Below are 21,637 nucleotides of genomic sequence, written 5' to 3'. Positions count from 1 at the left end.
TGGTTTTTAACAATCATTTGATAAATGATAACTTTTAACTTGAAATGGTTGAAAATCGCTTTGCAGAGGCTCGGGATTAATGATATAAAATTGGCAGTTGTGAAATGCACCCAAAACTAAAAAGCCTGAGCTTCCCGGTGGGCATTTTTGTTTGTAGTAAATTAATTCAGTTTCATCATAGTTTAAGACGGCTCTAAAAACTTCTTTTTTGCTATTTATTTCCTCTACTATGATCTTAATAATAAAGGGAGATGCAATCAAATTTATCGAAAGTTTGTCCGGGAAATTAGCCTTTATAAGCTGATAAGCCTCTTTGGGATATTCGCTGTTAGCAAATGAAATGCCTATGCCAGATGCTTCGCTGCTATTGCGAGCTGCATTAAAAAATAATTTTGTCGCATGCTCGAAAATTTGATTTAATTCAGTCATTCCACAGGGTTTTTAATCAGTTCGTCAAGTAATTTTAAATCAACTGAGTAGTTTAGTTTTTGGGCTTTGAGTTCCTCAATATGAGTATAGCCGAAAAAGAAGGCTAATTTGCGTGTAATAGGTTTTGTGTATTTAGCATTCGAAATTTTAAAGTGGTGCAAATGTTCTATCATTCCTTTTATTGTACTGCTTAAGAAATACATATTACATTTATTGTTGGGGTCGATAACCAGGTCTGCAAAATGTTCGTAATCGTCACCAACAAAAATAAAATCAGAAACAGTATAATCTCGTTTCTCCATGTGCAGCGTCTGCACGTTCTTATTAAATACTTTGCCTGATTTTAATTGCGGTATATTTTTTTCAGCCTCCGATTTTAGCCAAATACTTACTTTACATAGATTCTCTTTTACTGAACGATTAATTTCAATCATTTCAGGCGCAGCCAATAAAAACAACGCCAAGTTTAGCGCAAGTTTATTACAGATAATATCTTCTTTGAAAGAATGAATTTCAATATTAATACCCGGTTTAAGTCTCGCAAGTATTATTGTTTCATCATTTGTCTGTCGGGAAAAAAAAACACTATAATTGGTATTAATTTTAATCATCACCTGCATTAAGGCCTTTTGTGAAATCAAATCTTTTGATTGTTCTATCAATATTGCTAAAATCGTCTTTGCAAATCGATTGATGTTTAATTGTTCAGAAAACCTTAATAACAATTTCAAAAAATGATCGGCGTTTTTTTCAGGATACTTTAAACAATACTCTAAATAGGTAAGATATTCCTGAATCATATTATTAGTCGAATCTTTCTGTAAGTAGTCACCGGTTAATTCATAGTAATACAAATGAATGTTTAATGTAGTGCTACTCGAGCTAACCAATTTGTGCAATTCTACAAGGCTGTAAAATTCTGGGTCATTGACAGTCGTAAGCAAAAGTTCATTTGCTTTGGCATCATTTTCAACCTCAAGATAAAGCATAATTGCCTTAGACAGTGTCTTGCTTCTTTCTCTCTTAAAATTTTCAAGTTGACTAAAGTATTTGGTACTCTCCTCATAAGCTATAGCAGCGTTTGGTTTATCACCTGATGCTTCCAAAATTCCTCCTTTTTCTTCAAGGCTATGTGCAATGCCATACAAATAGTTGATCTCTTTAGAAGTAGTAATTGACGCATCAATGTTTGTTATACTTTCAGACAATTTGCCTTGTTCGGAGTAAATGCCGGAAAGTATCCAGTAAATTCTCGACTGGTCTTTTTTTCCTCCTAAATGTACTGTTGAAGATAATGCCTCATGGTAAACCTTTATGGCACCTTCTAAATCTCCCTCATCTCTCAATATGTTACCAAAGTTCACCAGATTGAGAATCGCCTTGCTTTCAAGTTTATAATGTTGACAGAGGCGAACAGCCTTTTCTCCATATAATTTAGCTTCCGTAAAGTTGTTTTTCTGTCTGTTTAAACTGGTGAGGATATTCAACGCAATAAGTTGAATATGAAAAGAAATACCGGACTCGCTATATTCTAATAGTTTAATCGCATACTTTTCCGAAAGGCTGGAAAAATCATTCAATTTACCCAATGACGACGCTAAATTTGCAAGACTTGAAATCATTCCATATTTATTGCGGCTTTTTTCAAAAGTGTCATAAGCTAATTTTGCAGATTTCGCCGCCTTGTCATATTCATGAAGGTCTACATAAATCTTTGAAAAATTTACCAACAATTGCCCTTCAAATTCAGTCTCAAATTTTCTAACTTTAGCTAATACCTCGTCAGCTATCTGCAAACCAGCGATGTGATCGTCATCTTCAACCAGGTTCATCGCCTTGGCCATTAATGCTGCATAATACCAACGTTTACTTCGAACCTTTGAAAATAGTTCTAATGATATTTCCTGATGTTCTGTTGCGAGTTTGTTATCATTCAACATTTTATAAGTGAGCGATAAATGATAATGTAAATAGCCTTTCTCTACTGTCGATCTTTTCAAGGTTAACAGTTTTGCCATAAAACGGCAAGCAAATTGCAGTTCACCTGTCTCCAATAAATAATGTACAATATCAAACCCGGTTTTGTCTAACACTTTAATATTTGTGTCAATTAGCAGATAAGCAGCTTGAACAAATGCCTCTTTTTTAAGATAATAATTACCTAATTTATTTTGATACGTTGCTTTAGCTCCTATTCGCTCAACTTGTTCTAAAATAAATTCCTTAAATGCGGGGTGAAAAATATCAAATCTTCCCTCTTTGCTTAAAGTTAATGGCGCAAGACGAGACAGAAATTTTTGTGCTTCAGTCAGATACTCAATATCAAATAATTCTTTTATTGTTGTTATAGATAAAGGATTGCTTGCTAAAGCAATATATATTAAAAGTTCTTGCTCCTTTGCAATTAGGCCACCCCAGATAGCTTGATGATATTGGCTGATACTTTCAGGTAGGGGGGTGATTTGATATTGACTATAATAAAAGAGATAAAGCGAATTACCCATCGATGCCTCATACAGCCTATTAAATACTAATAAGCTCAAATCTATCTTATAATTTGATAAAAATGCTCGAACTTCTGGGACTGAAAAGGTCTCCAAGGGAATTGTTAGCAAGCTTGTAATTAAGAAATCTAATTTGTTTCGTGAGGCATAAACAAAGCGATTTTTTATCTTTTTTAATGCCGACAAGCGTAAGACTGCTTCGGAATTGGCTTCACAATCATCCAACATGAAAATCATTTCCGAGGAAGCCAGTAAGTTTTGCAAAATTTCTAAGCCAGCATCGACATCATGAACATTCAATAATGGTAAACCATTCTTTATATTTATTTTATTGGCAAGGTGGGAAATGATCGTCAATAATGATCTGTTTCTTAAAGAAATATAAATTACATTTTCAAACTTGATCGATAATTGATAGAGAACACAAGTTTTTCCCAAACCCGGAATACCATATAATGCAAGCTGATCCATGGATTTTAACCTTTCAACTATATCCGCAACAACAGCTCGCTCCACCAAAGATTTATCTTGAAATTCAGTGATTACAAAATCAAGATATGAAATGGCGTTTTGAGCTTTTAAACTTTGTTGATTTACATCGGATAAAAATTGAGCATCCTCTATACCTGTTTTGACATATAAAGAATCAACATTTAACGTGCCACCATTAACTTGTAGGTTTCCTAATACATTAATAATATCCCCGCTGGCTTCTTGCTTTTCAATCTTCATCCTTGTTATGGTTAATATTGTAGTCTCCCTGAACGTTTACAATATTGCCTTGTGCGCTTTGTACCCCGATATTGAATCCTGTCGAGTTAGATATAGTGATATTGTTTAAATTTTGAATTTCTCCATGATGTTGACTCATCCACTCCTTTATCAGATTGATAATTTCCGGTTGAAATGTATCACCAGTAATTTTTTCATACGTTGATTTAACAGATTGTTCGGTGTTAGTTTCATTATCAATCTTCACATCGCATAATTGCTTTATAAATTCGTCTTGGTCTTCTTTCTTTTTGAAGAACCCGCCGATTTTGTCCTTTAAGGATTTAAAATCAAGCGACTTTTTTAAAATATCGTACCCTGCACTTGCGATCATTTTACTCGCAATATCGCCCTCATGCGTCTGAAAAAAGGTGTATATACCTGCTAATAAACTTATTGTTGTCATATTATATATTAATTCTTTCTTTTAAAAATTTAGCATCCAATCTTATTTGGTTTTCTATTTTTTGCTTCGTAAAAAAATTATCTTCTGGAAAATAAGAATCGAATGACTCAAAATTAGCTATTAAATATTCAAGGATAGATAAATCATAACCGGGCGATTTTAAATCTATTACCATTGGTTTTTGCCGTTGTAGTCTTTCAAATAAAACAAGATTGCAAATAGCTTGAATTATTTGATCGCTTGTGTAATTTTTATTTATGGTAGTGATAATATTCTCTAACCATTTCTCATTTACAATTTTGTCGTGTGTAATTGGAAAAAAATACTTCAATTCTGAATGTCGTCTTGTTAAGAGGTTTTCATTGTTAATCTCAATTTTGGGTGGCTTAGGTAGTTTAAACCCAGGTTTATTACCAATTGCTAAGACTGCATTTGAGTCATTCGGCACGTTATCTTCTGTATAAAACTGAAACTCCGTCTTTACGAAGTATTTTGAACTTTGCTTGATATACTGGCCATCTTTAAATAGTGTATACCTAACAACTATTCGACGATCTTTTATATACTTATCACGAAACGTAAGATAATTTTTACCGATTCGCATTCCACCTTTACCCTGCGACATTGTGATTAATCTTGGATTGATTCTATCATCTAAATGTTCGGGTACTAAACGTTTCATCAATAGGTGATTATCTGGACTTATTACTAAAGTATAATCCCCATTTTTCAATTCAACAAATTCCAATTCTACTGCATTACTATCGCCACCAGAACTATCCTTCCATTGAATGAGGACATCTAAAAACTGTTCTGCATAGTTCTCATTTTCCATCATAAAAGATAACTCATGTGGTATTTCTTCGCCACTTGTATTTGGACAAAACCCATAAATGAGCCCAGTGCAATTTGCTTTCTTAAATAAATCAGGAAATTCAATATTTGAAATAAGTGCCATAATAGGCTTTAAGCCATAGTCGAGGCCTACGTTTTTTGTCATAATTGGTTTGGGCGCAGAATTAAATATCTAAGTTAAACAATTAGGAAATAATAATAGACAGTAATAAAACCATATTATGAAACCAATTAAGTTTATATAGTCAAGCCGCCTAAATTATAATTACAGCCTAAATTTCTAAGGATTATTAATTTGAGACTGCTTTCTATACTAAACAAAAAGTATCGCATACCGGTATCGTTCGGGTAGTTTTCTATTGAAAAAGTCCCGAATACATTATTCCCTCAATAAGTTCTTTGGGCATCAACTTCTGAACGGCAACGGGTGTTGCATCTTGTGACCAGAGTGCTTTATAAGCTTTTTCTTTACTCACCAATAAGTCTAAGCTTTTAATATAGCGTTTGGTTTCCTTTCCATTATATAATTTAGTAGGTCTTAACTTTTGAAGCTTTTTATATTTAGCCTTAACATTAAAATATCTTTCGGTATACTTTTGCAAATGCGAACAAGTTTGATTTTGATAGTACAACTGACCCTGAAAAGCGTGCCGTGAGGCCCATTTGTCTGAAAAAGGCAACTTATATAACTTCCGGCATGTGCGGCCCGTCACGGGGCAGATAAGTACAGCAAACACCCTTTTCCTAAGTTGCTGCTTACTTCTAATAATCCTACAGTTAATTGATAGCTTCTCTCATAGCTTACACTATAATTGATTTCCAAACTATAGTGTTCTTCGTTGCCATAATTTGATTCGTATGATATTCGCGTTCCGGTGTCGGTAATAAGTACTCCATGTGTTGCATATGGCTTTTTCTTAATTGGTGCATGCTTTTGTATGTAACTAAGATCAAGGCTTAGCGTGGCGTTTATGATCTGCCTTGCGCTATTATGGTCCTTATATACCTTTACTTTATCCATTCCCCCCCCTTCTTTCTTGCCGCCTATAACTTGTCCTGTTAGCTTTTGCGTGCTTACTTCTGTCATCCGTTATTAAAGTAACTTTAAGGTTTATGATTGGTTAGATTCTTATTATGTATATACACTATAGTTTGTAATACTTTAGATGCTAACTAAGCGTAACGACATCCTTGATAGAAGGACTCGAATTGATAAAGTCAACTATCTTCAAAAAATCCTCTATAAAAAGGTTCGATAATGGGGGCGTTGAGACCACTCCTAACGCTCTTTTCATACAGGAAAAGGGCGTTTTTTGCGTCAAGGGGGATAGAATAGGGGATATAGTTTTGACGTGATTTGGAGCGATTTGGAAGGAATTGGTTATTTAAAATTTGACCCAATTTCTTACAGCTTTAAGCCCCTTTGATACACATCAATAAGGAGGGGATAAAATAGGGGATATAGTTTTGACTTCACCTAATTGAAACAACGTTAATTGATGGCATATCTTCGATAATAAGGAATCCAGTAAAATCTCTATTCCCTTTTGCAAAGTATTTAATTTCACTGCTTTTTATTACTTCATCATGAACGATCCAGTTTATGTCCCATTTGTGATTAACAGGGGCAATAATTGGTTTAAGCAATTTGCGGGTATTTTGTTGAAATACTAGTGGCCATATCCATTTTGGAGAAAGGCGATCTGCCTGATAGCGTTCAACGCACCAAATGCTAATTTTCTCCTTGGCCTTACTTGATTTTAATGGGTTAGCAAATGGCACTAAAACTCTGTAAAGCTGACGGCCTTTTTCACTATCATTAAAATTATCAAAATAAGGCATATTTGGATACCTACTAAAGCCAATCTTTTTCCATACTTTCTCCGAAGTTGTAGGTCGACATTGGAGATAGACCACCATGGCGCCAAGCGCTTTTAATTTAACAAGGACTGCTTCTATCAATTTTCGACCAAAGCCTAGTCTTCTATAGTCAGGTCTAATTTCCGCTAATTGAATTTTAACCACCTTTGAAGCACCTAACCACGTCAAAAAACCAATGGGATTTCTGATAATAATATTATTGCAATTTCATTTCGACCAAATGAATCCTCCACATTATCCCAATTACTGTAAAGCCCGGCGTGCCTTTTTTCTTTGGCTCCGATTAAAAGCCATTCCTTAATTTGATTAAGTTGATCAATCTTCGGTTCAAATGATATTGTAACTGAGCCACCCATATTGGATTGGAAATATATAACGTAAAGGACCAATACTAACGTTATTATTAATAAACTCAAAATCTACTTACTATAAATAGCTTTAAGGACTTTTGCTCATTGTTTTGAAGAAATATATCCCCTATTTCATCCCCCGTTTACCTAATCAGGTGACAAATCCTTGTCTCTAATTAAATCGAATGCGTTTTTAATTAGTCCTCACCGGAATAGAACCTTATAACACTTAAAAGGGTATAGCTAAATCAAAAGCTTTTTCGAGATTTGATATAAAGTAATAAGAAATATTTATTTTAGTACAAGTTTATCAGGCAGGCTGATAAATACATACCACCTTATCATGAAAAAAATCTATATAATTCTCGTTGCAGTTATTGCAATAACACAAATCGCTCATGCTCAATGGACTAATGTAAGTGGAACGGGCAATTACTATCTTAATTCAGGTAATGTGGGGATTGGAACGCCCAGTACTACCAGCCCCACCTCGCCGCTTGAAATACAACAACCCATTTCTACAGGACAAACAGTTTCAATGCAGCAATGGGAATGGGCTGGAACTCCCGGTACCTGGAATTTAAGACTTGACATGTATCATACGGGCTCGGCTATTGAATACCGTTTTGTTCAGAAGGTAGGATATACCGATAACAATGTTCTTGCATTTAGTAATGGCTATGTTGGTATTGGTACCACAAGCCCAGGAGCTAAACTGGATGTTGCAGGAAGTATATTTGCAGCCAATCAGATTGGGGGTGCAGGAGGAATATACATAGGTCAGGCAGATTATCAGGCAAGCCTATTATATGACAATGCTACTGGAAACTTGGATATTACGCCACGAAGTGGATATAATACGGTATTTACTGCGGGCAACGTTGGAATTGGTACGATAACGCCTGATGCTAAACTTGCAGTAAATGGCACCATCCACACCAAAGAAGTAAAAGTAGATTTAATTGGTTGGCCAGACTACGTATTTAAACCAAAGTATAAGCTTCTTTCCATTTTAGAAGTTAAGGTGTACATAGACAGGAACCAGCATCTACCTGAAATGCCATCAGAACAAGAAGTAAAACAGAATGGCATCAACTTAGGAGAGATGAATATATTGCTTACCAAGAAAGTAGAGGAGTTGACATTGTATCTTATAGAGAAAGATGCTCAATTACAATCCCAACAAAAGCAGATCGATCAACTCAAAGAGCAACTAGCCATCATCACTAAAGCATTAACCAAAAATTAACCTTACAATGAAAAAGACACTCTTATCATTAGCAATAGCTTTGTCAAGCTATTGTTCTTATGCACAAACATTTAACCCAACCTATTCTATTAGCAGCTCCGGTACCGCTAATAGTTTGATAGGAGGATATACATTCGCTTATGCAACATCTGGTAGCCCCTGGAGTGGAGCCTTTATGAGTTTTGGTGGTTTTGGAAATAATTATGACTGTCAGATAAGTACAGATTATGACCTCATGGCGGAAATCATTTATCATTTAGAACGCGAAATGGAGATGCTGGGACATGGAATTCGTGGTACGAGATATGGAATAGCAGTAATTTAAATAATAGTACTACGAATTTTAGTGCCCAAAACATTTATGCTAGTGGCAATGTGGGTATTGGTACAACAAATCCAGTAGTTAAATTAGATGTGAATGGTAGCATTAATATACCCAGTAACGATAATCTTACATGGGGAGGCACCTACGGAGCTGGCACTCCAACTATTTCGGCAAATAATAGTGTAGGACTTTATTTTTATCCTGGAGGTGGTACATCCGGCGTGGGCATGGCTATTAACCCAAGTGGTAATGTCTTAATTGGCAAAACATCGCAAGCAAATACCAACTACAAATTAGACGTTAACGGCAGCGCTCGAGCCAACGAGATAGTGGTCAATACAACAGGGGCTGACTTTGTGTTTGAAAAGAACTATAAGTTACCTAAACTGGAAGAGGTAGAAGCTTACATTAACAAAAACCATCACTTAATAGACATACCTACAGCGGATGTAATGAAGCAGTATGGAGTGGCAGTTGGTGAACTTAATACCAAATTATTGCAGAAAGTAGAGGAGCTTACTTTATATCTGATTGATAAAGACAATCAGGATAAAGAAAAGGATGCGAAGCTTCAATCTCAACAGAAACAATTAGCCGAACAAAACAAAAGTTGACAAATCAAAGCAGTCAGTTAACTGAGCAACAAAAGATAAATCAATCCTTACAACAACAAATTAACCAGTTAGCTAAAAAGATCAACAATTAATATTGGCCTATTAATTAATAAGAAATATATAATTTGCTTCATAATTTATTAGTCAATCTAATAACCTTTCCTTATCATGAAAAAACTCTACACAACTCTCGTTGCAATATTTGCAGTAACTCAGTTTTCATATGGACAAAACACATCTTGGTCTACCAGTGGTAGTATAGGAATCGGAACCACAAATCCCGGAGCCAAGTTACATTTAGTTGAAGATGCATCAACAACTGGTGCTACGGCATTAAAATTAACCAATAGAAATAGTAACCAGACTTGGGGCCTGGCGGTTGACGTTGACGCTGTAGATGATAAGAAGTTTATGATTTATGATGTAACAGGTTCTAAACCTTGGTTTACAATCAACACTTCGGGTAATGTTGGAATTGGCACAACAAGTCCTATCTCAGGGCTTGATGTTACTAATGTGCTTTTCATATTTCTGGGGGCTATGCAGTAAATTATACTGGCGGACAAGGATTATATATGGGATGGAATCAATCTGGCGGCGGTGCCGAAGCCAACTTTATCAATAGTTATGGGGGGGCGGCGGGACAAAAGGATTTAGCTTTAATGATACATACGACGGTCTTTCATTTCCCAATCTTATGACTATGTTAGGAAACGGTAATGTCGATATTGGTACAACAACGCCAGACGCAAAACTCGCAGTAAAAGATACCATCCATACTCAGGAGGTTAAAGTAGATCTAAATGTCCCTGGTCCTGATTATTTTCAATGGCGACTATAAGCTACCAACCTTGGTAGCGGTCAAAGATTATGTAACTAAGAATCATCATCTACCCGAAATACCATCCGCCGCACAAATGGCTAAAGATGGGATCAACTTAGGTGATATGAATACTAAATTGCTTAAGAAAGTTGAGGAGCTGACTTTATATCTTATAGAGAAAGACAACAAGGATAAGGAGAAGGACGTTCGGTTGCAATTCCAACAAGAACAAATTGAATTTCTAAAGCAACAACAAGAAAAGGGTAAGCAACAAGAGGCACGTATAGCCGCTTTAGAGAAGGCCCTGTCAAAGTTAACGGATAATAAGTAATCATCCTATTAGATTTAATACGTTTAATGATTCGAAGTAATATTTATTTGGCTTTTTGATTATTGTTAACTATCTTTAAGCCAGTACCCCAATCGTTTAAAAACCTTATCATGAAAAAACTCTACACAACGCTCGTTGCAGTATTTACAATAACACAGTTTTCATATGCGCAAAATAACAGCAATCCCTGGCCTATAAGCGGAAATGTTGGTATTGGAACAATTAGTCCGGGATATAATCTACATATAAATAGATCAAATGCATCATTAGCCATCGATGGTATTAGCGGCGGACTTGGCAATTCCGGAGCAGTGCTAAACTTATTTGGCTGGGCTGCATCATTTAAAAACTGGCAAATTGGAGTGGCAAATATTGGCCCAAGCGGTCTTAATTTTACGCCGTCAACTACGATAGGTGGTTCATCATTTTCAAGTCCTGTTATGACTATTCTTGACAATGGTAATGTAGGTATTGGAACAACTATTCCCAACGGAAAGCTTGATGTAAATGGAGCAATATTACTTCCTGGATCTAATGTAAACACAATGTCTAGACCTGTTGTTGGATCGACACGAATTGTAGGTGAAATCGCCGGTTATAGTGGGGCAGGTTTAGCTTATGATGATGGTTTATTAAGACTTTCGGCAGGTGGTGGAACTAATTCATTTGTCAAATCATTTATTGATTTATCGGGTTATTCTACTATACCTGATATGGACAGAAACATAACGCTTGGGACTGGTGGTGTGGAACGCGTGCGTATAACCAATACCGGTGCAATAGCTATAGGTACAACCGACCCACGAGGCTACAAACTGGCAGTTGCAGGAAGTGCCATAGCCGAATCGGTTACGGTCATGTTACATGGTAGCTGGCCTGACTTCGTATTTAAACCAAAGTATAAGTTAACTCCGCTTAACGAAGTCAAAACTTATATTGATCAAAACCAGCACCTGCCCGATATGCCATCAGAAGCTGAGGTTATTAAGAATGGTGTTAACCTTGGCGAGATGGTAAAGCTGCAGACTAAGAAGATTGAGGAGTTGACTCTTTACTTAATAGAGCAAAACAAGCGTTTAGAAAAACTGGAGGCACAATTAAAAGAAAAAAATAAACATTAAACATATGAAAAAACAAATCCTGCTTTTATTCCTGCTTTTAATTGCATTTACAAACAAAACTTTTGCGCAATATTCAGGAAGTTTTATTGTACATGGCGATTTAGGAAAATATTACCCGGTTCTTTTTAATGACGTTTCCTGACCAGGTAACAAGGCCACAGAATTTGAAATTGGGCGATCTAGTGTACACACAGATGCATCATGGCGCGGTTCATTAATTGCCAAATTTAGAGTACATACTACCAATTATGGGCATGGCTCAAGATTTATTGATGCCAATATCCATCAATCTGACCCGATGTACGGCAAATATTTTATTGCAGGCTGGGCAGATGCTACCGGTGCAAACGGTACCGCGATCGTGATTGTTTGGCTGCAAGGTGGAGATAATACATATTACATAAATAGTGCGATTAACCCAACTCCAGTAGTTTATGATGGTGTACAACAAGCATTGCCTTATCAAGAACCGAATGGCCCTGACCGAACGTATAAAACCAGTATTGATAACTACGTAAACTCGAATGGTGATAATATAGAAGGGTCCGCTTTTTATACCGGAGGATCTGATAATTATTTTGCAGGATATGTTGGCATCGGTACAAAAGATCCCGATGAACTATTAACTGTAAATGGTAAAATACATAGTAAAGAAGTGAAAGTAGATTTAAACGTACCCGGCCCTGATTATGTATTTGAACCGGATTACAAACTATCTAATTTAACCGAGTTAAAAGCCTATATAGATAAAAACCACCACCTGCCAGAGATACCATCAGCCAAACAAATGGAAAAAGAAGGCCTTAACTTAGGAGAAATGAATGTGAAGCTGTTGAAAAAGGTGGAAGAGTTGACTTTGTATCTTATAGAGAAAGACAACAAGGATAAAGAGAAAGACGCTCGGTTGCAATCCCAACAAGAACAAATTGAATTTCTAAAGCAAGAACAAGAAAAGAGTAAGCAACAAGACGAACGCATAGCTGTTTTAGAAAAAGCGTTGGCAAAGCTAACGGATAATAAGTAATCATCATCTTAGATTTAATACGTTTAAGTAATATTATTTGGCTTTTTGATTATTGCTAACTATCTTTAACCCAGTACCCCAATCGTCTAAAAACCTTATCATGAAAAAACTCTACACAACGCTCGTTGTAGTATTTGCAATAGTTCATTTTTCTTATGGGCAATGGACCAATATAAGCGGTACAGGCCATTACTATCTTAATTCAGGCTATGTGGGGATAGGTACCACTACCATTCCTGCTTGCCCCTTAGATGTTGCCACACTGCTTAATTATGGAGATCTTGGAACAGTATTAGGCAGACTACCTGAAGGAACAGGTACAGGTAGTGGCACATTTCTCGGTATCCGGGGTTATGCCACCCAGCTTGGTCATGGTATGACTGACTGGCGGAATATAAAAAGTTTTGCCATAGAGCACAGTTTTTATGGTGATGTTAACAGTTCCATAAATTTCTACAGAGGATTAGGGACTACTGGTGGAAGCATGTCTTTCAACACGGACAATAATATAGAACGGGTAAGAATTACTGCAGAAGGCAATGTTGGTATTGGTACTACAAGCCTTCCTAGTGGTGGTAAATTACAGGTGAATGGCCCAATTGATAACATTGCTGTTAATGGTAACGGAGCGTTCAGAGTATATGACGGCAGTAATTTCGCTGGGGGAGTAGGTACCGATGCCTGGGCGAGTTCTGGCAGTAATACTGACTTTACAGTTTATACCCCGAACAATTTACACTTATACACTGGTGGCCAAAAGAGAATTACAGTAATCAATTCTGGCTTCGTCGGCATTGGCACAACATCACCAGATCAGAAACTTACGGTAAACGGCACCATCCATTCAAAAGAAGTAAAAGTAGATACTAGCATCCCAGTTCCTGATTATGTATTTGAGCCAGCTTACCAACTCCCTCAATTAAGTGCACTTAAAACTTATTTGGATGCAAACCATCACTTACCTGAAATACCATCAGCCGCTGAAATACAAAAAGAATGGCTTGAATCTCGGCGAGATGAATATGAAGTTGCTTAAAAAGGTAGAAGAGTTGACTTTATATCTCATTGAAAAAGATAAAGAAATAAAAGATTTAAAGAACTCTCAGCAAGCGCAAATTAACGCGCTTAAAACAGAAATGAAATTATTAAAACAAAATCCTAACCATTAATCATTATGAAAGTAAAATTTTACTTTTTTTCCATTATCCTGCTATGTGGGATAGGTTTCCAAACATGGGCGCAAGTATCCTACAACAAACGTACTATGGGAAATATTGGCAATGCTCCAAAAGCCGGGGATCTATTAAACGGGGCTACGTTGGATGATGTAGACAAGTCTACCGGGACACTTAAAATTAATATACCGCTTTATGAAATTAAAGTGAACGATATATCGGTTCCGATAAGTTTAAACTATTCGGCTTTAGGAATAAAAGTAGGGCAGGAGGCCGGTGTAGCCGGTATGGGATGGGAGTTAAATGCCGGCGGGAAAATCATTACCAACATTCAGGGTAAACCAGATTATTCATCAACACTTAACAATGGTATATCCTCTAATAATATTCCGGATCAGTTCTCTCTTAGTGATCCTTATCATTTAGCGCTATTAAAAGATATTATAGACGGAAAAAAAGACAACGCCTGGGATAATTATACGTATATATTGCCAAATGGCGGCGGTACTTATATGGCTAACGGGCTTACCTTCCCTTATGACCCCTTAATTAAGATAGACCATGCTAATAGTACAATCAGCACTACAGACGGATTAGTCTATAATTTCACTACAGGCGATGCAAAAAAGACAACTAAAATAATTAATTACTCAACCCTGCCGTCTAATGTACCTGCTTATGACTATCTTTTAATAGATCATGATCCGGCACAATGGTTTGATTATGACTTGAAAAGCATAACCTCCAGAAGATTTAAGGATGTCGTTAATTTTAAATATAAGCATATAGATGGTCCTTATTATATTGATAGGCTTACTGCTAAAAGACGTACAAATGTTAGTGAAACTTTGCCTTTATATAGAGATGTGAAGCCGCGCAGCGATATTTATGGCGGGGGTGTGGATGCTGCTGACGCAAATAGTCACTATTATACCATGTCTGAACCGATAGTATCAAAAAGCGTTACCGAATACATTGCTCATACGGTATTGGATACCATTGATTTTTCGACAGGTATGGTAGTATTTGATTATTTGCCGACTGATATACTTGGGCGGGATGTCCTGCAGTATATCAGCATTTTTAAAAAAGAAAGCAACAATACACTTTCATTGCTTAAAAAATATCGATTTGAGTATTGGGCAAATCACGCATATGGGCACTATTTATACAAAATAGATATATATGATAGTAAAGGTAGTTATCAAAACTGTTGGAATTTTGGCTACAATGATTTTTTGCCGGTGGTGCCTGATTCAAATTCTAAAGCACAGGATAGATGGGGATTCTATAACGGTGCAACTACAAACAAAACATTATTGGAAGGCCCTACAACAAGTATGGCATTAAATCAATTGAGGCATTATCCTATAAACGGTAGTTATATTCAATATACACGTCAAGAAAATAGAGAGTATTATGGAACGGATACGTTTAATGGCGCATTTAATAATGCGCCCCTTTCTTTCAGGATAAATTTTGCCAACAGAGAACCAGCTTTTGGCTCTGCTATTATGGGCACCCTGGCAAATATAGCCACGCCATTGGGTGCAATTTATGAATATAACTTCGAATCTCATTACTACCAGTATGTAAAATATGTAGGTACACCGGGAGTTTTAAATACTTACGGCACCCAAAATTTAAATGGATACGGTGGAGGTATAAGAATACAATCTATAACTAAAAGAACCCTGCATTCGGGAAATTATTATGGATTGTCTAACACTGAATCCAGTATTAAAAAAGTATATCAATACGGCACCGCCGTGCCCGATGATAACCCTAGTAGCAGTACCACAAGTACTAATTTTAACAATAACATCGGTCAGGTAACCATACCTTATACCATTGTCGGTAATGTTTCAACCTATTTTCACAACAATCACTATTTAAATGATCCTAATCCCGATAATTATGACTTTATTAAAAATTTAATGATGCTTTCGCATCCTATTAATAACCTGATGCAGTATAATGGTAGTTATGTTATGTATAAATCTGTAACCGAAAGCCCGCTTAAAAGCGAAGATGGTACCGACAATCACGGCCAGACTACCTACTATAGCAATTTACCTATGTATGATCCTTTTACAATGGGTGTATATAATGGACTAGTGTTCCCGAACAGTGGAATTTATAATCCATATACTGAGGCTGGTGATGCGACCTATGACATTCTGGGTTATGCCCCTTATTTTTCTAATAATGCAGGTATTACAACAGAAAGCGGTGCCGGCGTTTTTGCAGTAAATAAATTTGCTTATAACAGCAATGACGGTAAATATTATATAGCCGAAAGAACCAAATACGATTTTCAATTTTTTCCGGCACCACAAAACAGCACATATCATTTAATGAGTATGTATGCCGCGCAAACCGGTAGTTTATCAGGCGCTTATCCAACGAATGTAGGAATGCCAATTTTAAATAACCCCCCCGTCCCAACACAATCCTATCAGGCGGGTGCTGTCGAATTGACATTCGAGAATCCCTCGTCGGCTGGTGTCGGAACAATGGATTACACAACAAAGGTCTTTATGATGGAACAAAGTGGTACAGAAGACTATCCCAATAAATATATCTATCGGACTCTTGACCTTAATAAAATGTCCTATTGTATCAGAAAAATAAAAGAAAATACTACCACGTTTGGCATTGCCTTTACACCTATCAATGATACCTACACTAGATATTGGTACGAAAATCCCAATCATATGCTGCCTACAAAAATAGCTAAATCACCAAGGGCCGATATAGGGACTAATGTACCACCTACAGATACTTTATTTACCCGAATAAATTATCCAAACGATTATACAGCAAGATTTTATCATCCGGCTACGGCAATACTGAATTTTATGGACGATACCAAAATGGGTTTATCAGAGCACATATCAGAAATCACATTCTTAAAAACGGGTAACCCGGCAGTCGAAAAAATAATTGGCGGTACTGTTAATACTTTTATGTTACAAGATGGTAATGCAGTGGTGCCCGAAAAAGTTTATAAAATAACCCCGCCAGATAACGCGTTAACACTCCCGCCAATAGACGTCTGGCATTATACGGGTATCCCTATTGATAATAATGTTTACCGGCAGCAGATGAGCTATGATTTATATGCAAAAGGCCATGTGCATCAATATACAGAGCTTACAGGCAAATCAAATGTTATTTTATGGGGCTATAAAAATCAGCTACCTATAGCTAAAGTAAACAATGCCGGTAATGTTGATTACAATTACTATACCAGCGCGGACGTAGCCTATACCAGCTTTGAAGCGCGGGATACCTGTAATTGGCTATATGGCGGTACAATTTTGGCAGATAGTACTACCATATCTAGTAAAAAGGTGTATGATTTAAGTACCGGCCCAATAACCAAAGTTAACACTACGGCAAGCGGTACATATATTGTTTCTTATTGGTATAAATCCGGCGCGTTGGTAACCATAACAGGTGGTACGGTTGGCGCGGCTGTAATAAAAACTACGCACGGTCCTTGGGTATTAGCCGAACAGGAAATCAGCGCGGTAACCGGCGTGGTAACCGTATCGGGTACGGGATATATAGATGAGCTTCGGTTTCATCCTAAAGACGCGCAAATGACCACTTATTTATATGATCCTTTAATTGGATTAACCTGTACCATAGATGCCAACGGACGGGCGCAATATTATGAATATGATGATGCTCAACGCTTAAAGCAAATACGTGATCATAAAGGCAACCTGGTAAAAGCATATAAATACATTTTAGGCACTGATAATTAAGAACTATGAAAAACCTAACCCATATTAAGGCTACTATACTCATATTATTGCTTACGGTAAGTTTTGGTGCTATGGCGCAACAAGATCTGGTGGTATCAAAATATGATAACCAGCGCGAGCTAACCGCTAATCATAGCATAACGTATAAGCCGGGATTTGTTGTGCCGGCAGGATCAACCTTTCATTCATACATCACTCCAACGCCAGATCCTGCTATAAAAACAAAGCTTAAAACACAGATGAATGCCATAATAACTTATAATGGCCGTGTTCAGGGCCTTGTTGATCTGCGCGATACCAATAACAGCGTGAGCCAGGTAAACGTTGAAGTGCAGACCCTTGACAATTATGGCCGGATAAAAGAGGTACAGCAAGTAAAAGTAACACCCGGTTTTAATGATATTGTGCAGTTAAAGGAGTATGACGCGCTTGGAAATGAAGTACGTAAATTACTGCCATTTGTACGCATAGGTGGCTACCCTAATTTTAACGGAGGCGGTTATACCGCCGAGGTAACAGGTTTTTACAACAACTTAGACAATACCTATGCGATACCTGCCACCGGCAACCCCTATAGTGAGGTAAAGTATGATAACAGCCCTCTGGAAATTGTAAAGGAAACCAGCGCGCCTGGCTATGATTTTAGTATGGGACAGGGCCATACTATACGTACTACCTTATTGAATAACGAGAGTGATATAATAAATTACAAAGTAATTGGAGGTGTTTTAACCCGCGATGCGCATTCCAGAGAGACAACTTGCGTACGCACCGAGGATGAAAATGTACCGCAGCATGATGAAACCACCAACTATGGCTATACGGCTGTGGTGTATGCCCGCGGCGCGATGTATGAGTATAAAGACTTTATGGGGCAGGTAATATTAAAGCGCCATATACGGGCAATAGGGCAAGATAGCGGTGGGCATGATATTTATGAAACGGCATCTACCTACTATGTTTATGATGACCGGGGTAACCTTAAATTTGTGCTGCCGCCAAACACTAACCCCGATGCCGGCGTTGTACCCGGCCAGCCCGTGCTGGACAACCTTTGCTACCAGTATAAGTATGACGACCAACAGCACCTTATAGCCAAAAAGCTGCCGAGCAAAGGCTGGGAGTACTTGGTTTATAATAAACAGGATAAAGTAGTAATGAGCCAGGATGCCGTGCAGCGCGGTAAAACACCGCAAGAATGGAATATTATAAAATATGACGCGCAGGGCAGGGCTGTAATTACCGGTATTTATGCTGATGCGGGCAGCACCGCCGGCACCGATAACAGTGCAGCCATGCAAGCTAGCGTAAACCTGCAGGGTGTTGACTGGGAAACCCGTACCAACACCGGTAACGGCTATACCAACGTAACCTACCCAACCACCTGGGCCACTACGCTAAGCGTAAACTATTATGACGATTATAACCTGCCCGGCGGTAACCCGTACCCTTACAGTGGTACAGAAGTAAGTAACCAAACCCGTGGTATGGCCACCGCCAGCCTTACCAATGTACTGGGCACTACAAATATGCTTTGGAGCGTAAGCTATTATGATGAAGATGGCCGTAACATAAAAACCTTTAAGCAGCACTATAAAGGCGGCATATATAATACCAATAATTACGACGAGCTAACCACTACCTATAATTTTACCGGCGCGGTATTAACCAGTACCCGCAGCCATAAGGTAAATAACATAGAGCAGGTAAAAACCCTGAACGAATATACCTATGACCACGTGGGCCGTAAGCTGGACAGTTGGGAAACCATAAACACCGGTACCCGTACGCTGCTGGCCCGTAACCAGTATGACGAGTTGGGCAACCTGTTTAAAAAGAAGCTGCACAGCACCGATGGGGGCACTACATTTTTACAAACCATAACCTATAGTTATAATGAGCGGGGCTGGCTTACCCGCGCGCAGGCCGATAAGCTGGATATAAACCTGCGGTACAACCAACCCACCAGGGGCGCAGCGGCGCAATACAACGGTAATATAGCCGAACTGGAATACACGGGCAATAACAGCGGCAACCGCTGGTTTAAGTATAGCTATGATGGGTATAACCGTTTAACCAAGGCTGATTATAACTACAATAACCAGCTGGGCGAAAAAATAGCCTACGACCTGAACGGCAATATAACGGCGTTAATACGCGGCGACTCGACAAGCACCGCCACTACCTACACTTATGCCAACAGCGGTAACAGTAACCAACTGGATCATACCACCGGCCCTATAGCGGGCAGCTATCAATATGATGCCAACGGTAATGCGTTAACTGATACCCGCAGAGGTGCGACCCTTACCTATAACCAGTTAAACCTTCCCGAGACGGTAAGTGGTACTAATACAGCCAGCTACCAATATGATGCAACTGGTACCAAGATCAAATCTGTACAAGGCAGCACGACAAGAGAATATATCAGCGGTATACAATACACCAATGGCGCAATAGACTTCTTACAAACGGAAGAAGGTGTTGCCGTACGCAATACGGGCGATGGCAGTTATAAGTACCAATATAATTTGAAAGACAATTTAGGCAATACGCGGGTAACCATTGACAATAACGGCGGTATTGCAGAGGTTGTACAAGAAGACGAGTATTATGCTTTTGGCCTGGATTTACCTAAATTCCGTTTAACTACAGAAAATAAGTACCTTTATAATGGCAAGGAGAAACAGGAAGCGCTGGCCGATGAGTTTGATTACGGCGCCAGGTTCTACGATCCTGTAATTGGCAGGTGGACGAGTGTTGATCCAAGTGCTGAGAATGATGCTAGTCTGTCCCCTTATATTTATGGATTTGATAATTCGGTAAGGTTTACAGACCCTGATGGTAGGTGGCCGGATTGGGACGACATAGGAGGGGTAGGAATGTTTGTGGGCGGGCTCGCTCAGAACCTTCAAGAAGGTTGGAATAGCCTTAGAGCTTTTATGAAGCAAGATCCTGCTGAAACAATAAGGTCGGTTGATAAAGGATTGAGTAACGGGAGCATTCCAAGACATATCGCCCAGAGTGTTGTTAAAAACGGCGTAAAGTATGCAAATGCAGATAACAATACCAGACGGGCAATGGAGGGGATGTTTGTTGGTGAAGCATTCCAATTATTTGGTGGCGAGGCATTTGAAGCAGGTAAGGTAGCACGGATAGCTAAAGCAGAAGAGAGGGTAGCTGCGCTTAGCCAAGTTAGTAGAGAGGGCCAAAACTTTACTAAAGCAGGTAAAGCAGCTATCCATGACTTAAATGCGGCCAAGAACGACGGTAAAATTATATGCGAGTCTTGTGGTGTTGAAACAGTTCCTGCTACAAAATCTACAAAAGGAGTAAAACCATCGAGCAAAGAAAGACAGGCTGACCACATTAAGCCAAAGTCTAAAGGAGGAAGTGGAACTCCTGATAATGGACAATCATTATGTAGAGATTGTAATATTAAGAAGAATGATAATTAATCAATATGAGAAGAAAAGTAGTTTTGGTTTACAGAGATATCTCAGGCGAGATAGCGGAAGAAACGGTTTGGACTGAACCGATTGGTAATGGGCAATATCAAGTTGACAATATTCCTTTCTTTGCCCCCAACCTGGCGTATAAGGACATAATAAGTATTGAAGAGGATGAGAATGAACTTTATTTCAAGAGCCTCATTGAGGTCAGTGGGCATTCTACTGTACAAATTATTTTCTTTAAACATGATAAAAATAAAGAGCACAAGATATTACAGGAGCTAGAAAGAATTGGTTGCCATTGGGAAGGAATGAAAGGAGGCCGCTATTACGCTATCGACGTGCCGCCTGAAGTGGACTATAGCAACGTGCGGAGTATACTTAAACGGGAAGAGCAAAGGTCTATTTTAGACTTCAGAGAAGCTTGCTTAGCTCAATGATGGTTTTTGAATATATCAAAATAGTTGTTACCAAGCCCAGCCATTAGGTTGGGCTTTGCTATTTCTTAGGCTTTGCTTCTAATGTATTACAAAGCATTATGATTACTATAA

20 protein-coding genes are annotated in these 21,637 nt (G+C 38.1%); 13 read left to right on the top strand and 7 right to left on the bottom strand.

The window, feature by feature from the left end:
* Window positions 1-6: 6 nt before the first annotated feature.
* The 7 genes from JWQ34_RS01655 to JWQ34_RS01625 form a co-directional block, all read right to left on the bottom strand.
* Window positions 7-429, bottom strand: a complete 423-nt coding sequence (locus tag JWQ34_RS01655) for a hypothetical protein (RefSeq protein ID WP_299352969.1) — start codon at window positions 427-429, stop codon at window positions 7-9.
* Window positions 426-3,665 carry a hypothetical protein gene (locus JWQ34_RS01650; RefSeq protein WP_299352966.1) on the bottom strand — a complete coding sequence of 1,080 codons (3,240 nt, stop codon included), beginning with the start codon at window positions 3,663-3,665 and terminating at the stop codon, window positions 426-428. The genes JWQ34_RS01655 and JWQ34_RS01650 overlap by 4 nt, the downstream gene beginning before the upstream one ends.
* Window positions 3,655-4,110, bottom strand: a complete 456-nt coding sequence (locus JWQ34_RS01645) for a hypothetical protein (RefSeq protein WP_299352963.1) — start codon at window positions 4,108-4,110, stop codon at window positions 3,655-3,657. The genes JWQ34_RS01650 and JWQ34_RS01645 overlap by 11 nt, the downstream gene beginning before the upstream one ends.
* Window position 4,111: 1 nt before the next feature.
* The gene (locus JWQ34_RS01640) at window positions 4,112-5,110 is read right to left on the bottom strand and encodes a hypothetical protein (protein ID WP_299352961.1); all 999 of its coding nucleotides are present in this window, start codon (window positions 5,108-5,110) and stop codon (window positions 4,112-4,114) included.
* A gap of 211 nt (window positions 5,111-5,321) precedes the next feature.
* A complete protein-coding gene (locus JWQ34_RS01635; RefSeq protein WP_299352959.1) occupies window positions 5,322-5,567 on the bottom strand; it encodes a hypothetical protein in 246 nt (81 codons plus the stop codon).
* Between the two features lie 107 nt (window positions 5,568-5,674).
* The gene (locus JWQ34_RS01630) at window positions 5,675-6,052 is read right to left on the bottom strand and encodes a hypothetical protein (protein ID WP_299352956.1); all 378 of its coding nucleotides are present in this window, start codon (window positions 6,050-6,052) and stop codon (window positions 5,675-5,677) included.
* Between the two features lie 386 nt (window positions 6,053-6,438).
* Window positions 6,439-7,014 carry a GNAT family N-acetyltransferase gene (locus tag JWQ34_RS01625; RefSeq protein ID WP_299352953.1) on the bottom strand — a complete coding sequence of 192 codons (576 nt, stop codon included), beginning with the start codon at window positions 7,012-7,014 and terminating at the stop codon, window positions 6,439-6,441.
* 525 nt (window positions 7,015-7,539) lie between these two features.
* Here JWQ34_RS01625 and JWQ34_RS01620 point away from each other — a divergent pair.
* The 13 genes from JWQ34_RS01620 (at window position 7,540) to JWQ34_RS01560 (ending at window position 21,526) form a co-directional block, all read left to right on the top strand.
* Window positions 7,540-8,445 (top strand): hypothetical protein, encoded by a 906-nt coding sequence (locus JWQ34_RS01620; RefSeq protein ID WP_299352950.1) that lies wholly within the window; start codon window positions 7,540-7,542, stop codon window positions 8,443-8,445.
* Between the two features lie 7 nt (window positions 8,446-8,452).
* Complete coding sequence (locus JWQ34_RS01615) at window positions 8,453-8,770, top strand: hypothetical protein (RefSeq protein WP_299352947.1); 318 nt, start codon at window positions 8,453-8,455, stop codon at window positions 8,768-8,770.
* Between the two features lie 89 nt (window positions 8,771-8,859).
* The gene (locus tag JWQ34_RS01610) at window positions 8,860-9,384 is read left to right on the top strand and encodes a hypothetical protein (RefSeq protein WP_299352944.1); all 525 of its coding nucleotides are present in this window, start codon (window positions 8,860-8,862) and stop codon (window positions 9,382-9,384) included.
* A 168-nt stretch (window positions 9,385-9,552) separates the two neighbouring features.
* Window positions 9,553-9,933: a hypothetical protein gene (locus tag JWQ34_RS01605; RefSeq protein WP_299352941.1), complete on the top strand. Its 381-nt coding sequence runs from the start codon at window positions 9,553-9,555 to the stop codon at window positions 9,931-9,933.
* A gap of 254 nt (window positions 9,934-10,187) precedes the next feature.
* Complete coding sequence (locus tag JWQ34_RS01600) at window positions 10,188-10,538, top strand: hypothetical protein (RefSeq protein ID WP_299352938.1); 351 nt, start codon at window positions 10,188-10,190, stop codon at window positions 10,536-10,538.
* 110 nt (window positions 10,539-10,648) lie between these two features.
* Window positions 10,649-11,659, top strand: coding sequence for a hypothetical protein (locus JWQ34_RS01595; RefSeq protein ID WP_299352935.1), 1,011 nt, complete (start codon window positions 10,649-10,651; stop codon window positions 11,657-11,659).
* Between the two features lie 4 nt (window positions 11,660-11,663).
* Window positions 11,664-11,801 carry a hypothetical protein gene (locus JWQ34_RS01590; RefSeq protein WP_299352932.1) on the top strand — a complete coding sequence of 46 codons (138 nt, stop codon included), beginning with the start codon at window positions 11,664-11,666 and terminating at the stop codon, window positions 11,799-11,801.
* 156 nt (window positions 11,802-11,957) lie between these two features.
* Window positions 11,958-12,683: a tail fiber protein gene (locus JWQ34_RS01585; protein ID WP_299352929.1), complete on the top strand. Its 726-nt coding sequence runs from the start codon at window positions 11,958-11,960 to the stop codon at window positions 12,681-12,683.
* A 100-nt stretch (window positions 12,684-12,783) separates the two neighbouring features.
* On the top strand, window positions 12,784-13,719 hold the full coding sequence (locus JWQ34_RS01580; RefSeq protein ID WP_299352926.1) for a hypothetical protein: 936 nt from the start codon (window positions 12,784-12,786) through the stop codon (window positions 13,717-13,719).
* The gene (locus tag JWQ34_RS01575) at window positions 13,706-13,852 is read left to right on the top strand and encodes a hypothetical protein (protein ID WP_299352923.1); all 147 of its coding nucleotides are present in this window, start codon (window positions 13,706-13,708) and stop codon (window positions 13,850-13,852) included. The genes JWQ34_RS01580 and JWQ34_RS01575 overlap by 14 nt, the downstream gene beginning before the upstream one ends.
* Window positions 13,853-13,857: 5 nt before the next feature.
* Window positions 13,858-17,634, top strand: coding sequence for a hypothetical protein (locus JWQ34_RS01570; RefSeq protein WP_299352920.1), 3,777 nt, complete (start codon window positions 13,858-13,860; stop codon window positions 17,632-17,634).
* A gap of 5 nt (window positions 17,635-17,639) precedes the next feature.
* A complete protein-coding gene (locus JWQ34_RS01565) occupies window positions 17,640-21,092 on the top strand; it encodes an RHS repeat-associated core domain-containing protein (RefSeq protein ID WP_299352917.1) in 3,453 nt (1,150 codons plus the stop codon).
* Window positions 21,093-21,097: 5 nt separating this feature from the next.
* Entirely contained in the window at window positions 21,098-21,526 is a 429-nt protein-coding gene (locus JWQ34_RS01560; protein ID WP_299352914.1) for a DUF4265 domain-containing protein, read from the top strand.
* Window positions 21,527-21,637: the final 111 nt, after the last annotated feature.

The sequence above is a fragment of the Mucilaginibacter sp. genome (genome assembly GCF_028288185.1).
Lineage (GTDB): Bacteria > Bacteroidota > Bacteroidia > Sphingobacteriales > Sphingobacteriaceae > Mucilaginibacter.
The sequence above is the reverse complement of the archived record's forward strand: the minus strand, read 5'-3'. Positions and strand labels throughout refer to the sequence as shown.